Genomic DNA, 13,359 nt, shown 5'->3' on the forward strand with positions numbered 1-13,359 from the left:
AGCTTGGATAAAAATGATAATAAATTGTTATGAACACTTTGTGTCTGTTCGATGACAAAACACAACCGGAATCAGAAATAACCTCTGTTAAAAAATTTTTTCCATTAATCGGAATTAGGTAGAAAAACTTAACATTTTTTGATATAATCGTAAAATGTTTTACATTTACTATTTTTGGGTAAACAATATAGTAAATACAGAAATCTGAAAGGGTTACTTGGCTGTGACTAAAAAGGATCTGCTAACATTAATAGAACAGAAAAGGCTAGAATTGATTGAAATAGCTATGAAAAATGGATTATCCTCCTCATCAGCCGTAAAATACAGCCAGGAATTGGATAATTTATTAAATGAGTACCATAATCGTAAAAAAACTAAAAATAAAATAGCTCCATAATCACACCAGCAGGGGTTCTTCCCTGCTGGTATTTTTTTTAATCAGCTGCTCACAGCATCTTCAGCTTTCTCAGCAGCGTTATTTTGCAATAGATACATTTTATGGTAAAGGCCGCGTGCAGCAAGCAATTCTTGATGACTGCCTCTTTCAACAATTTCACCTTGATGGAGGACGAGAATTAATTCCGCATCCTGAATGGTTGACAATCGGTGGGCAATCGCGATCGTTGTTCTCCCTTTGCGCATTTTCTCCAATGCGATTTGGATAGCCTCTTCTGTTTGGGTATCAATGTTAGCTGTTGCTTCATCAAGGACCAATATTTTTGGATTGGCTGCAATCGTCCGGGCAAAGGCGATCAGCTGTCTCTGGCCGCTAGAGAAGGTAGACCCCCTCTCTACCACTTGATGACTGTACCCATCCTCTAATTTATCAATAAAAACATGTGCCTGGACAAATTCAGCAGCCTCTTGAATTTCTTTATCTGTTAACTCCTCATTAAAAAGACGGATATTGTCTTTAATGGTTCCATAAAACAGGAAAGGATCCTGCAGAACCAAGCCCATCTTTCTCCTTAGCTCTTCCTTTGGATAATCTTTAATAGATTTCCCGTCAATGAAAATATCCCCGCGATCAAACTCATAAAAACGCATCATTAGGTTAATAATGGAGCTTTTTCCGCTTCCCGTATGGCCGACAAGGGCTACTGTTTCACCCGGCTTTGCTGTAAAAGAGATGGTTTTCAGCACATCTCTCTTGCCGTCATAAGAAAAACTTACATTTCTAAACTCAATTTCTCCATTATTGATGATAATGTTATCAGCTTCTTTTTGAGAAGGAGCAAGCTCTGTTTCATCCAGCAATTTAAATGCTCTTGAAGCAGCCACAATAGCCTGCTGGTACATCGATAGCCTCATCATAATTTGTGCAATCGGTTCAAATAGGCGATCTAAATAATTTACAAATGCGTAAATGACACCAATTTCGATTGGACTATTAAATGAATGGATTCCAAAAAAGCTAAGCACGATGAGTAAGGCAAAAACATAAACAAGATCAATTGCTGGCCGTAATAGCAGGCCATCCATTTTGATATTCCGCATCCCCGCTTTATAATGCCTATCATTTATATCTTCAAATTCTTTTCTTAGCCGCTTTTCCTGACGAAATACTTGGATAATCGCCATCCCCTGGAGTGATTCACTTAACTTTGCATTGAGCTGGCTAAGCCGTTCTCTTAAGTCCTGATAAAAAATCGAACTATATTTCCGATAGATAGACATGATCATTACGAGCAATGGCAATATAAGCAAGCAAAATAAGGCCAGTTTCACATTAAGGATAAACATGGCAATGAAAATACCAATAAGCAAAAACGCCCCCTGGATAAACGTTGCCAGCACACTGACAAACATGTCCTTAATGGCCTCGGTATCATTCGTCACCCTTGAGACAATGCTCCCAGCAGGTGTCTGATCAAAATACCTAAGTCCCAGAGCCTGTACTTTGGTAAAAACATCAACCCGGAGCTGCTGAATAATCTTTAAAGCAATTTCCTGAAATTTAAGCAGCTGAAAGTAGGAGACAAGCATATTCATAATCTGAATGCCAAGATAGGCTGCTCCCAATGCAAATAATGGCTCAAATAACAGATTTCTAGGTGTCAAATAATCGTCGATAAAAATTTTAATCAAAATTGGCCCAAGTATATCGCCAATCGTAGTTAACAGCAGCAAACTAAACGCCAGCACAATCGTTTTCAAATGCGGTTTTGTATAGGATAGCAGACGAAAAAGAATCTTACGCTGTTCTTTTCCTTTAATGACCTGATTCTTCTCCATCATTCTATCCCCCCTGCTCCACCAATTCTTCAAGCTGCTGTTGTACATACATTTTCCTATACCAGCCAGCTTCCTTCATTAACTGTTCATGGGTACCCCGCTGAATAATTCTTCCTTCATCCAGAACAATAATGAGATTTGCGTGCTGAATCGCACTAAGGCGATGTGCTGTTATGATGGTCGATTTTCCGATGCGATTTTCTCTTAATGAAGCTAAGATTTCTTCCTCTGTTTTTGCATCAACCGCAGAAAGCGAATCGTCTAAAATTAATAATTCAGGATCCATTAATAAGGCTCGGGCAATGGAAATCCGCTGCTTTTGCCCGCCTGAAAGCGAAACTCCTCTTTCGCCAACAACCGTTTGATAGGCGTCCGTGAACTGCAGAATGTCTTCGTGGATGCTCGCCAATTTTGCTGCAGCATAAATATCCTCCGTTTTCGCATCAGCCTTGGCAAAAGCAATATTCTCTGCCACTGTTGCCGAAAATAAAAAGTGATCCTGCGGCACATACCCAATCGCTTCTCTTAATCTTTCAATCTTGTATTGTGTGATGGGTCTGCCGGCAAATAAAATATCCCCTTTATACCCTTCAAATTCACGTATCATCAGTTTTAAAAGCGTTGTTTTTCCCGCACCAGTCTTCCCGACAATGCCAAGAGTTTCCCCTCTTTTTAGGGTAAAATAAATATCCTTTAAGAGAGGGTTCAAATCCCCCGGATAGGTAAAATTTGAGATTTTATACTGTATTTCTCCGCTGGGAATGGTATCAAGGGCATCTGGCGAATCTGTAATTTCAGCTTTTTCTGCTAAAAGCGCTGTTACACGGTCATTCGAGGCGCGCCCGCGTTCCATAATATTAAACAGCCAGCCAAAGGCAAGCATCGGCCAAATGAGAAGTCCTAAATAAGCGGTAAAGGAGACGAGCTGACCAATCGTTAATTCCCCGCTGATGACATATTTCGCCCCAAAGGCAATCGATAAAAAATAGGAAATCCCCACAATAATGGAAATGGTCGGATCAAACAGAGAATCAACCTTGGCAACGGTTACATTTTTCTTCACTACATCCTCAGACAGTTTTCTAAAATCCTCAATATCCTCTTTTTCCTGGCCAAATGTTTTGATTACTTTAATTCCTGTCACACTTTCCTGTGTCTTATCATTCAGTGAGGAAAAAGCTTCCTGTGCCGTATAAAATCGTTTATGAAGCATTGTTCCATACCAGCTGGTCAGGAGCGCCATCAATGGCATCGGAATCAGTGCGATCAGTGTAAGCTTCCAGCTAATAGTAACTGCCATTGTAATAATAACGAAGCCGCCAGTGGCAAGCGAATCGACAAAGGTCAGAACCCCCTGGCCTGCTGTTTGCTGAATAGCCTGCAAATCATTCGTTGCATGTGCCATCAAGTCACCGACACGTTTTTTCTGGTAGAAAGAGGGCGACATATTGGTAAAGTGCTGATATAGCTTCGATCGGAGCTCTCTGGAAAGCTTGACGGCTGAGCCGAAAATCATAATCCGCCAATAATAGCGAAGGATATACATCAATAAAGCAGCAGCTATGATCATTCCAAGCCATTGCAGCATAATCCCCGTGGTTAAGGTATTGTTTTTGATATGATCGACAAAGACCCCAACTGCCTTCGGCGGAATCAGCTGCAGCAAGGCAACTAGAAGCAAAATCAGTATCCCGCCCAGATAAGCCTTTTTCTCTTTCTTAAAAAACCACATTAAATCTAAAAATACCTTCATTAAAAATATCCCCCATGACAGTCATCACAGCCACATTAGTTTATCAAAAATTTCAAAAATAAGGAAGATATTTCTAAAGACAATCACACTAATGTGAAACCTTATTAGTTCTTTGCAAAAATATTATAATATCTCAAGGATCTTAGCTTTTTTAAGCTTCCATATCATTTAAATGTTTCAATCCTATTATAAATAAATTAAAAAAGGCTTATTATTTTTCTTTTCGGTTAGATTTCCTTTATAATGCCACTATGTGAGATTATACTTTTAGTCTCAGGAAGGAGATCGATTATGAAAAAATTAATGCTTATATTTTTAACTGGTATAATGGCCGTTGTTTTAACGGCATGCGGGGGAAATGAAGAAAGTAAAGATGCTAAAAATGATCAAAAAGCAAAAACAGCCCAAACTGATCAGCAGAAGGAACAGCAAAAGCAAATGGAAGAAATACAGAAGAAATTGGACGCTCAGAAAATAGATGAAAAGAAGACTGTTGTCATAGTCAATGATAAAGAAATTGCAGGCAAAGACTATAATAATGTTTTAGCATCTATTCAAGGACAAATGCAGCAAATGGGACAAGATCCTGCTTCTAAAGAAGGGGCTGAGCAGGTGAAAAACCAAACAATTGATATCTTAGTCGGACAAACTCTTCTTCTTCAAGAGGCGGATAAAAAAGGCTATAAAGCTTCAGAGGCAGATATTAATAAGCAGCTTGACGATATGAAAAAACAATTTAAATCAGAAAAAGAATTAAAAGATGCTCTAAAACAAGCGGGCATTGATATCAAAACACTTGAGACTCAAATAGCTGACGATATTAAACTTAATCAGTACATTGAGAAAGAAGTGCCGGTTGATAAAATAACCGATAAGGAAATTCAAAGCATGTATGATCAATATGCTGAACAAGGAAAAAGTTCTGGACAAGAAGTGCCAAAGCTTGACGAAGTGAAATCGCAAATCGAACAATCTCTTCAACAGCAAAAACAGCAGGAAAAACTCGTACAGAAGGTTGATGAATTAAAGAAAAATGCAAAGATTGATATCAAGATTTAAGATATTTCACATAAAAAAGGTCAGCCGGTTTTTACAGGCTGACCTTTTTTCATTAGGCTGATGATGGACAGTCCTAATTAGGACGCCATTCTGACTGGATGAGCTAGGTTTCCCTCTCTCTTGTCAGAATCATAGCGCCATTCTGACTAGATGAACTGGATTCTCCCTTCTCCTGTCAGAATCATAGGGCCATTCTGACTAGATGAACTGAATTCTCCCTTCTCCTGTCAAAATCAAACCGCCTTTTCTGACTAGATAAACTGAATTCTCCCCTCTCCTGTCAGAATCAGACCTCCATTCTGACTGGATGAGCTAGGTTCCCCCATCTCCTGTCAGAATCAATTTTAATTAGCTAGGGCAATAAGATCGTATCATTTATATCAAGGGACAATTTCAAAAATCGTGCCTTGGTTTAAATCAGTCACTTTCATAGAGCCATAAACCCCTAAAAATAGTCTTGTTTGATCCAGATTTGTTCCCAAACTAACATAATAAGCTAATTGGGACCCAAAATCATAATCGGTTTCAATCACACTAAAATCATTTAGTTTACCATCTGTTCTTACCCTTGTGTAAGCCAAAACCCCTTTAACCGGCGTTTGTGATTCCTTTCGGGCAAGATCGGTAAACAAAACGCTTCCCGTTAAAGCGGGGATTCCTTTCCCCATATAGGCTTGCACTCCCGTAAGTGCCGTTCCTCCAAACTTATCGGGTCGAGGATCTTTATGAAAATAACTAGTTAAAGGGTGAATCCGCTTCACTGAAGAACTTATCGCTTCATTGTAATAAGCGATTGTCTTCTCATCTAAAGATGGATTTGCATCGCATCTCCTAATAAAAGAAGTAGGAAAAACACCTTCCCACCCTCGCCAGCCAAAGTTAATAAATCCTTCTTGGTTAGGTTCGGTATTCATTGAAAAGGCTTGAACTAGCCTGGTAACCGGAATTGGCTGATAATGTACGAAAGAAAAAATTGACTCTGCTACGTCCTGTCCGACATTTCCCACATATTTAATATACCCATTATTAAACCTTTGAAATGAAATGCCTGTTATATTGCGAACCCCTTTGGCCATTACCGTAAGCGTTTCTTGAATAGATGCGGAAAGTTCATTAAAACGTGTGACGACGGGTGGATGATTGATAAATGTATTTTTATCTATATCGATTTCAATTATTTTACCGGCGATTTCCATATCATCCTGGCTTAAATTAAATGGATCATAACCAGCTCCGCCATCTCCTGTTGTTAAAATAAGTTTCCCGGTTTCAGGGGAAAAGTTTAAGCTGTTAACACCATTATGATTAAAAAATGGCCTTCTTATGTTAAGCAATGTTCGCCGTTTTTGCGGCTGACCATTTGCCTGTAAAATCCATTCTTCAACGGTATCGATATGATCATATTGAGTTTCTCTATTTCCCCATTTTAGATTTAAAGTTTTGGGATTACACGGTTCAGGGGAAAAAGGTTCAGAAAGGGCACCTGGGCCTTGTGTTCCAGCTGCTGAATAATGAAGATAAAACAGACCGTTATAATAAAACCGGGGATGAAACGCTAGTCCAATCAAACCTCTTTCGTCATATCCGCCTCTAGAAACGCCTGGCTCAGAAGTACCCAGCTTTAAGATTTGGGGACGAATATCCAAAAAAGTTCTTATATATCCGTTTCCTATGTAAAAAATCTCTCCTGCCTGGGTAGCAATAAATAATCTTTCTACGGAGTCTCCCGGAAGTATCGCTGTTTTCAAAACAGTGGGTAAATTTATTTTACTTACAATGGGCAGTAAACGAACCTTAACGTTTGCCAACTAACTTCACACCCCTTTTCATTCTTTTCTTTTATAACAATATGATTAAAAGTGTGCTATTAGTATTCAATTAGGTCCAGAGGTTACGCCCATCCTCTGGGACTGTTATTCCAACTCCTTTGTTATGAAAAAGTATAGATTTTTCTTAATGGTTAAAAATACATAAAAACACATTCATTTAGGGGTGTCTTTATGGAACTCTTTCCAACCATACATACTAATTTTTGGGATGCCGTCATTGCTGTCCCTGTTGTCATGATCCTTACGCAGCTGTTAAAAAAGTTCTTCCACATTAAACCTGTTTGGGTTCCCACAATAGCTTTATTTCTCGGTTTGCTTATTTCTGTTTTTATTAGTCACAAAGGCCATTTACTTGCTGGTTTATTTATGGGATGGTTTTACGGATATGCGGCCATCGGAAGTTTTGCATCTTTAAAAACCACAATTATTGCTTACAAAAAAAGAAAAGCCAAGAAAGGGAAGACTTAATTTCCTTTATTCTCTTTTTCCTAAAATTAGCCTCTCCCCCTAAATCGTAATTATCAATCAAATCAATCAAACCAATCGATATAATTCGTTTTATAGTTTTTGAGTCGTATTATAAAATAGTAATTAGTAAATAACAATCAACTATAAAACGGAGGAATGACTGATGACCATTGCAGTAATTTACGGCGGAACCCGTCCAGACGGGAATACGGAAGCGCTAACAAAGGCAGCGACTCAGGGATTAGTGGCGAAAGAGATATATCTGAAGGATTATTCCATTGAACCTATCTTAGATAAACGGCATGCGGAGGAGGGATTTTCTGAAGTCAATGATGATTATAACCAGATCATTGATCGTATTCTTCCACATGATGTTCTTATTTTTTCTACACCGATTTATTGGTATAGCATGACAGGAATCATGAAAAATTTTATTGATCGTTGGTCCCAGACTTTACGAGACTCAAAGTATCCCGATTTTAAAAAGCAAATATCTCAAAAAAGAGCATATGTGATTGCTGTGGGCGGAGATAATCCATACACGAAAGGTTTACCAATGATTCAGCAGTTTCAGCATATCTTTGACTTTGTAGGGATCACATTTGAAGGATATATTATTGGAGAAGGAAACAGACCGGGTGATATAGATAAAGACTTGAAAGCACTGTTTGCAGCTGAGCAACTTCGAAAAAAATTACAATAAACCATTGTTGAAATAAATCGTTTCACATTCAAATGAACCAGGAATAGCCGAATACATGATGTATCGGCTATTTCTAATTTCAATAGTCCTCACAGTTTTGAAACTTGTTCTTTTGTTTTTCAAAATCCTTGCTGGGATCACTGAAAAATATCTGCATGAAAACAAGTTACCAAACTTTTGCCTACACATACGCTGAATTAAAGTTAAAAATAGCGAGGTTGATTTCATATGAGCAATTTTAATACACTTTGTCAGCAGTATGCTCAGGTGTTCAATAAAAAACCGAAAATGAAAAACGGCGTTTGTTCTGTTGAAATAAGACGCAATCTTCAGGTTACTATTCAAGGGCGCCCGAGTCATGGCGAACTTCATGCTGAATTAATGTTTGAATCACTGGATCATTTAGGTAACGCACTAAATTTGGGAGAAACTGTCCTTCTTGAAGAAGAAGTCCCTTTATTTACAAAGGCTCTTCTCAACAATGGAATAATAGTAAGTGCTGTGCATAATCACTGGCTTTACACGAATCCTACTATCCTATATGTTCATTTTCAATCTATTGAACCCCCGCTAGCATTTGCAAATAAAGTAGCAAACGCTTTTAGATTATTAAAAGAATAGAGTTTTAGTCATTTATATATTTTTGTAAAGGTCAATTTCATCTTTTAAAGAAGGAACTTTATTAACACTGACATAAATGTAAAAAGAACAAATATCGTTGCAGTAAAAATTACAGCCCCGTTAATATTCTCTTTCTTTTGAAGCATTTTATATTCTTTATAAGTGATTTCTCTTTTTGCAAACCTTAGTCCATTATCATTCGGTTCTACAGAATAAAGTTTTCCTTCTGAACTTTCCAAAACGATCTTTGTAATTAAGACAGTCGTATGAGCCATTTCTTTGTTAAAACTATCCCAGTAATTCGGCTGGTTTTTGAGATCAAGACTGGTGCCACCTGCGAATTCAAGCTTAATTGGTTTGTATGCGGAATTTTCCCATATCCTTTTGGACATTTCATAAGCATGTTGTTCAATATAATTATGGGAAGAACACAAAATGTTTCACCCCTTTTTCCATTTGTATTATTTATATTTCTGATATCCCCAAAATTTCTTTTTCAAAAATTTAGTTCTCCTTTATCATATGAAAATATTTTAAACTGTTAATTAATTTATGCTGATAAGGCTAAAAACAGGATATTTAGTGTACTTTGCCGTCAAGTTCGTGGTACATTCAAAGGAAGAATGATAATAAAATATAAATTTTGGAATAAGGCTTCCTTAACAGTATTAAAAAGAGGGAAAAAATGAAGAATTACGATATTATCTTTTTTGATATAGATGACACACTTTTTGATTTTACTAAAGCAGAGCAAGTGGCTTTTAATAAAGTCTTTGATCAATATCATTTATTTAATAGCTTGAAGCTATATAAAAAGAGTTACCAAGAAATTAGCAAAGGGTTATGGACAGATTTAGAAAATGGAAAAATGAACCTAGATGAACTTGGTTCAGAGAGGTTTAGGAGATTATTTTTAAAACATGAGCTTAAACTTGACGCCGTTGTATTCAATGAGGATTATTTAGGCTTTCTTGGAGAGCAAACTCACCTCGTTCAAGGAGCTGAAAAAGTCATTAGTGATCTTTCGCATAAACGCTTAGCCATTATAACGAACGGCTACACAGACGTACAAACAGCACGAATTAATAATTCCCCGTTAGAAGGTATATTTGAACATATTATTATCTCTGAATCTACTGGATTCCAAAAACCACACACAGGAATTTTTGATTATGCTTTTGATAAGCTGCAGATTAAAGATAAATCCACCGTACTAATGGTGGGCGATTCGTTGACTTCTGATATTCAGGGCGGAAATAACTATGGTATTGATACATGCTGGTTCAATCCCAAATACAAGGAGAATAATACATCTTTAAAACCTACTTACGAAATAAGTAAATTAGAAAGCCTGTTAGAGATTATAGAATAAGTGCATGATTCCTTTTTTCCAATTCACTATCGGATAAATAAATTATTGAAGTAAAATTATGAAGTATTTTGGGTTGATGCATTTGCAGAAAAAGTGTTTGAAAGGAATTCTGCTGGAGTTTGCATTATGACTGAATGGCTGGAAAAGCAGCACTCAACTTAATAGGAGTTATTTAGTGACAAGAAAAAGAAAAGCTTGCAATCGATGGAGACACATGATACTGCTCTAAGAAGACAAAATTCGGTACAAATAGCACTCTAATCCACAGTGGAAATCGCACGCTAAATTACGAATAAAACACATATAAAGTTATAGTCCTCTGAGCGTTTTTAATTATTTATTAAATATTTGGTAATCATCAATATAGAAAGCTACATTCCCGCAATTTGGACATACAGCTGCTTTAGTCTTTGCAGAAACATTTTTGAAAAGTCCTTTACGCTTTTGACTAATCGTAATTCCAGACAGGTCATATTCAACATGAACTTTACAATCTTTTATCATTTCAGTTTGGCATTGATTACAAATCCTTTTCATTATATAGCCCCCTTTTAACTTGCATGCCACGAAATATTCAGCAGAAATAGAAATGATTTGCAGTGGTCAAGCTACACAACAAATAGAGAACGTCACCCACATTCTCTTTTGCTGTGTAACAGGCCACAATATGTTACAGCATCTTTTCGTATACTTTTAAATTTTGATAAATAACTTTTAAGATTGGTGCTTCTATTTGAAATTGCTTTGCTAATTCCAACAAATTTCCTTGTAAATGCTCCCCTTCAATAAGTAAACCTTTTTCCATATCCCGCTGCATAGAAGTTTTAAAATCATATGATAGTTTATCTATTGACTTCATTTGTTCTTCTTCAATATTATCAGCAATTGGAGCATTGCACGCTCTCATAATCTTTGTTGCTTCAGTATACAAATCTCTAATAAAGGCTCTGCCGCCCTCGCTATCACGAATCGGTCCCATTGGTGCACGCATAAGTGTCGTAACACCTGACATAACGGTAATAAATAAATATTTATGCCACATGTCTTGCATAATTTTATTACTCAAAACAAATCTGGCTTTTGTTCCACTGAATGTATCAGCAATTTGATGTATTCGATCTGTTTCTTGATGTTCAAGTTCACCAAATACAAGCTGATCAAAAGCACTCGACTGCACAACTTCGCCTGAATTATTTAATGTTGTTTCTATAGTACATAAGCCGCCAATCACTTTTTTACCAAATGCCTCTTTTAGTGGAGAAAGGTGAGATACACCATTTAATAATGGAATAATGACCGTGTTATCACCGACAAATGGGCCCAAATCGTTTATTGCTTCTTCTAAATGATAAGCTTTTGTTGAAAGTAACACGATATCAAATGGATCGGTTTTATCCGATTTTGTTATTAATTTTGGTACAAAAGAGAAATCACCCTTGACACTGTGAATAACTAAACCAGTTTTTTCAAGCTGCTGTTTTCGTTTCGAACGAACGAGAAAAGTAACGTCTTCTCCTTTTTCTGCTAAACGGCCGCCAAAATAGCCGCCAATTCCTCCCGCTCCTAAAACCAAAATACGCATAGACAAAACTCCTCTTAACAGAATTTTAACAATATTATATCACTATTAAATAGTTCTTGGCGGCCATTTCGGACTTGCATGATCAATTAAATGAAATTATTACAAAATGTAAATAGATTAACAATCAGATTAAGGTCAGGTTAATATTTACATAGTCGACAATTTTTTCAAAATAGCTTGTATATAATAGTTTTAGATTTGAAAGGAAGGAGTTGAAAATACTCTCTGTCGTGATCTTAGATGGCGATTCAAAACATATGAAGGAGGAATAGAAATGAATTTTAAAACGATTTTGATCCCAGCGGTTTCAGTACTTTCCCTAATGCTTTTTTCTGCTTGTGGCAATGGTCAAGAGATGAACCCTGAAGAGGAACCGGCAAATATGGAAATGACTCCTGAAGATGAACCAGTGAATAGTGATATGACGCCTGAGGAAGAGCCCATGGATGAAATGAGTCCTGAAGAACCGGCAGATAGTGAAATGACTCCCGAGGAAGAGCCAATGGATGAAATGACTCCCGAAGAACCAGCAGAAAGTGAAATGGCGCCTGATGATGATCCGGCAAGCGGCGATGAGGATACAGAGGAATCTAGTAAATAATATTCAGCTTAACAGGATGTTCAAGTGTACAATCTAAATAAAGATGTTAATTATAAAGGACCTTCACCTAAAAATCGGGTAAAGGTTCTTTATGTTATTTTATCTTGCAGAAACACCTCTTTCTGATTCCCAATAAACTTTACTTAATCTATACACTAAGTTTACTGGTGATTAATATTAAGATGATAGGATTGGGTTAGGCAACAAAAGAGGAGGCAGAATTAATGAATGTGCGTGCAATGTTTATTGATATGGATGGTACACTGTTAAAAGCTTCAAACTCCATTTCCCGCAGAAATATCGTGGCCATTCAAAGACTCATGAATCAAGGTGTTAAGGTTTTTCTAGCCACTGGCCGACACTATGAAGTAACCGCTCCTTACCATAAAGAAATTGGTTTACGAACCCCGATGATCTGTTTGAATGGTGCTGCCATTCACGAAGCAGGGTCAGGAAGACTGTTGCAAATGAAAACCGTCCAAGTAAATGAAGAGCGATTTCATCATCTAACCACTAAAAGTCGTTGTAATGTTTTGATCCATACAGCTAATGGGCTCTATTGTAAGGAAACAAATGAAGAAATTGATTATTGGACAAAAGTTGGGAAAATTCCGCCACGGTATATTGGCGATTTAAGACATGCAAATTATCAAGATGTACTTAAATATAGTGTTCGAACAGGTGTACCAAGCCCTAAACTGTCTGCAATGTTTAAAAAGGAAGCAGAAGTCATCGATTGGGAGGATGGATTTGAGCTAGTTGCACCTTATGTTTCTAAATGGTCTGCCATACAAGGCTTGCTTACCGATATTCGAATGAGTCCTAAAGAAGTCGCAGCCATTGGCGACGGACCTAATGATATAGAGATGCTTCATCATGTCGGTATAGGTGTCGCAATGGGGAACGCCAGCGAAAAGATAAAGGCAGCAGCTGATTTTGTTACAGGACACCACGAAAATGATGGATTAGCTGAGTTTATAGAACGTTATCTTCTTAAATCATATGAATCAAAAGTTATTTAAAGGTTTTTTTATAAACCGATAACAAAAAATAGAAGTTGAAATTATTAAAAGAGTTATTTTAAAACGTTTATTTCTCATTTTTTTCGTTCTTCGTTATAAAGATTTTCTTCTCCT

General features: G+C 37.0%; 14 protein-coding genes. 8 read left to right on the forward strand and 6 right to left on the reverse strand.

Annotation, left to right across the window (positions count from 1 at the left end; all coding sequences use genetic code 11):
- Positions 1-223 precede the first annotated feature (223 nt).
- Complete coding sequence (locus tag AC1Q59_RS06455) at positions 224-397, forward strand: Spo0E family sporulation regulatory protein-aspartic acid phosphatase (protein WP_492364977.1); 174 nt, start codon at positions 224-226, stop codon at positions 395-397.
- A 41-nt stretch (positions 398-438) separates the two neighbouring features.
- Here the strand turns inward: AC1Q59_RS06455 and AC1Q59_RS06460 are convergent, their stop codons facing one another.
- Both AC1Q59_RS06460 and AC1Q59_RS06465 read right to left on the reverse strand, forming a co-directional pair.
- Complete coding sequence (locus tag AC1Q59_RS06460) at positions 439-2,235, reverse strand: ABC transporter ATP-binding protein (RefSeq protein ID WP_492365358.1); 1,797 nt, start codon at positions 2,233-2,235, stop codon at positions 439-441.
- A 4-nt stretch (positions 2,236-2,239) separates the two neighbouring features.
- Entirely contained in the window at positions 2,240-3,988 is a 1,749-nt protein-coding gene (locus tag AC1Q59_RS06465) for an ABC transporter transmembrane domain-containing protein (RefSeq protein ID WP_492364978.1), read from the reverse strand.
- Between the two features lie 291 nt (positions 3,989-4,279).
- Between AC1Q59_RS06465 and AC1Q59_RS06470 the strand changes: the two genes are divergently transcribed.
- Positions 4,280-5,047, forward strand: coding sequence for a SurA N-terminal domain-containing protein (locus tag AC1Q59_RS06470; protein ID WP_492364979.1), 768 nt, complete (start codon positions 4,280-4,282; stop codon positions 5,045-5,047).
- Positions 5,048-5,427: 380 nt separating this feature from the next.
- On the opposite strand, the gene AC1Q59_RS06475 is transcribed toward AC1Q59_RS06470, so the two are convergent.
- Entirely contained in the window at positions 5,428-6,855 is a 1,428-nt protein-coding gene (locus tag AC1Q59_RS06475) for a PQQ-dependent sugar dehydrogenase (RefSeq protein ID WP_492364980.1), read from the reverse strand.
- Positions 6,856-7,047: 192 nt separating this feature from the next.
- On the opposite strand from AC1Q59_RS06475, the gene AC1Q59_RS06480 reads away from it, so the two are divergent.
- The 3 genes from AC1Q59_RS06480 to AC1Q59_RS06490 all read left to right on the forward strand — a co-directional run bounded on the left by AC1Q59_RS06480 (position 7,048) and on the right by AC1Q59_RS06490 (position 8,668).
- Complete coding sequence (locus AC1Q59_RS06480) at positions 7,048-7,344, forward strand: hypothetical protein (RefSeq protein WP_492364981.1); 297 nt, start codon at positions 7,048-7,050, stop codon at positions 7,342-7,344.
- 163 nt (positions 7,345-7,507) lie between these two features.
- Positions 7,508-8,047 (forward strand): flavodoxin family protein, encoded by a 540-nt coding sequence (locus tag AC1Q59_RS06485; RefSeq protein WP_492364982.1) that lies wholly within the window; start codon positions 7,508-7,510, stop codon positions 8,045-8,047.
- Positions 8,048-8,275: 228 nt separating this feature from the next.
- Positions 8,276-8,668: a DUF1259 domain-containing protein gene (locus tag AC1Q59_RS06490; protein ID WP_492364983.1), complete on the forward strand. Its 393-nt coding sequence runs from the start codon at positions 8,276-8,278 to the stop codon at positions 8,666-8,668.
- A 44-nt stretch (positions 8,669-8,712) separates the two neighbouring features.
- Here the strand turns inward: AC1Q59_RS06490 and AC1Q59_RS06495 are convergent, their stop codons facing one another.
- Positions 8,713-9,102, reverse strand: a complete 390-nt coding sequence (locus AC1Q59_RS06495) for a hypothetical protein (protein WP_492364984.1) — start codon at positions 9,100-9,102, stop codon at positions 8,713-8,715.
- Positions 9,103-9,353: 251 nt separating this feature from the next.
- On the opposite strand from AC1Q59_RS06495, the gene AC1Q59_RS06500 reads away from it, so the two are divergent.
- The gene (locus AC1Q59_RS06500) at positions 9,354-10,040 is read left to right on the forward strand and encodes a YjjG family noncanonical pyrimidine nucleotidase (RefSeq protein WP_492364985.1); all 687 of its coding nucleotides are present in this window, start codon (positions 9,354-9,356) and stop codon (positions 10,038-10,040) included.
- A gap of 333 nt (positions 10,041-10,373) precedes the next feature.
- On the opposite strand, the gene AC1Q59_RS06505 is transcribed toward AC1Q59_RS06500, so the two are convergent.
- The gene (locus tag AC1Q59_RS06505; protein ID WP_492364986.1) at positions 10,374-10,577 is read right to left on the reverse strand and encodes a hypothetical protein; all 204 of its coding nucleotides are present in this window, start codon (positions 10,575-10,577) and stop codon (positions 10,374-10,376) included.
- Between the two features lie 133 nt (positions 10,578-10,710).
- Entirely contained in the window at positions 10,711-11,622 is a 912-nt protein-coding gene (gene panE / locus AC1Q59_RS06510) for a 2-dehydropantoate 2-reductase (RefSeq protein WP_492364987.1), read from the reverse strand.
- Between the two features lie 274 nt (positions 11,623-11,896).
- Here panE and AC1Q59_RS06515 point away from each other — a divergent pair, with 274 nt between their 5' ends.
- On the forward strand, positions 11,897-12,223 hold the full coding sequence (locus tag AC1Q59_RS06515) for a hypothetical protein (RefSeq protein WP_492364988.1): 327 nt from the start codon (positions 11,897-11,899) through the stop codon (positions 12,221-12,223).
- A 224-nt stretch (positions 12,224-12,447) separates the two neighbouring features.
- A complete protein-coding gene (locus AC1Q59_RS06520; RefSeq protein WP_492364989.1) occupies positions 12,448-13,245 on the forward strand; it encodes an HAD family hydrolase in 798 nt (265 codons plus the stop codon).
- Positions 13,246-13,359 lie beyond the last annotated feature (114 nt).

The organism is Cytobacillus sp. MT66, from assembly GCF_058792595.1.

Bases quoted from the DNA above. Each gene is read 5' to 3' on its own strand.
- AC1Q59_RS06460 (WP_492365358.1), bottom strand. From the start codon at position 2,235: ATGGAGAAGAATCAGGTCATTAAAGGAAAAGAACAGCGTAAGATTCTT.
- AC1Q59_RS06465 (WP_492364978.1), bottom strand. From the start codon at position 3,988: ATGAAGGTATTTTTAGATTTAATGTGGTTTTTTAAGAAAGAGAAAAAG.
- AC1Q59_RS06470 (WP_492364979.1), top strand. From the start codon at position 4,280: ATGAAAAAATTAATGCTTATATTTTTAACTGGTATAATGGCCGTTGTT.
- AC1Q59_RS06480 (WP_492364981.1), top strand. From the start codon at position 7,048: ATGGAACTCTTTCCAACCATACATACTAATTTTTGGGATGCCGTCATT.
- AC1Q59_RS06485 (WP_492364982.1), top strand. From the start codon at position 7,508: ATGACCATTGCAGTAATTTACGGCGGAACCCGTCCAGACGGGAATACG.
- AC1Q59_RS06490 (WP_492364983.1), top strand. From the start codon at position 8,276: ATGAGCAATTTTAATACACTTTGTCAGCAGTATGCTCAGGTGTTCAAT.
- AC1Q59_RS06500 (WP_492364985.1), top strand. From the start codon at position 9,354: ATGAAGAATTACGATATTATCTTTTTTGATATAGATGACACACTTTTT.
- AC1Q59_RS06505 (WP_492364986.1), bottom strand. From the start codon at position 10,577: ATGAAAAGGATTTGTAATCAATGCCAAACTGAAATGATAAAAGATTGT.
- panE (WP_492364987.1), bottom strand. From the start codon at position 11,622: ATGCGTATTTTGGTTTTAGGAGCGGGAGGAATTGGCGGCTATTTTGGC.
- AC1Q59_RS06515 (WP_492364988.1), top strand. From the start codon at position 11,897: ATGAATTTTAAAACGATTTTGATCCCAGCGGTTTCAGTACTTTCCCTA.
- AC1Q59_RS06520 (WP_492364989.1), top strand. From the start codon at position 12,448: ATGAATGTGCGTGCAATGTTTATTGATATGGATGGTACACTGTTAAAA.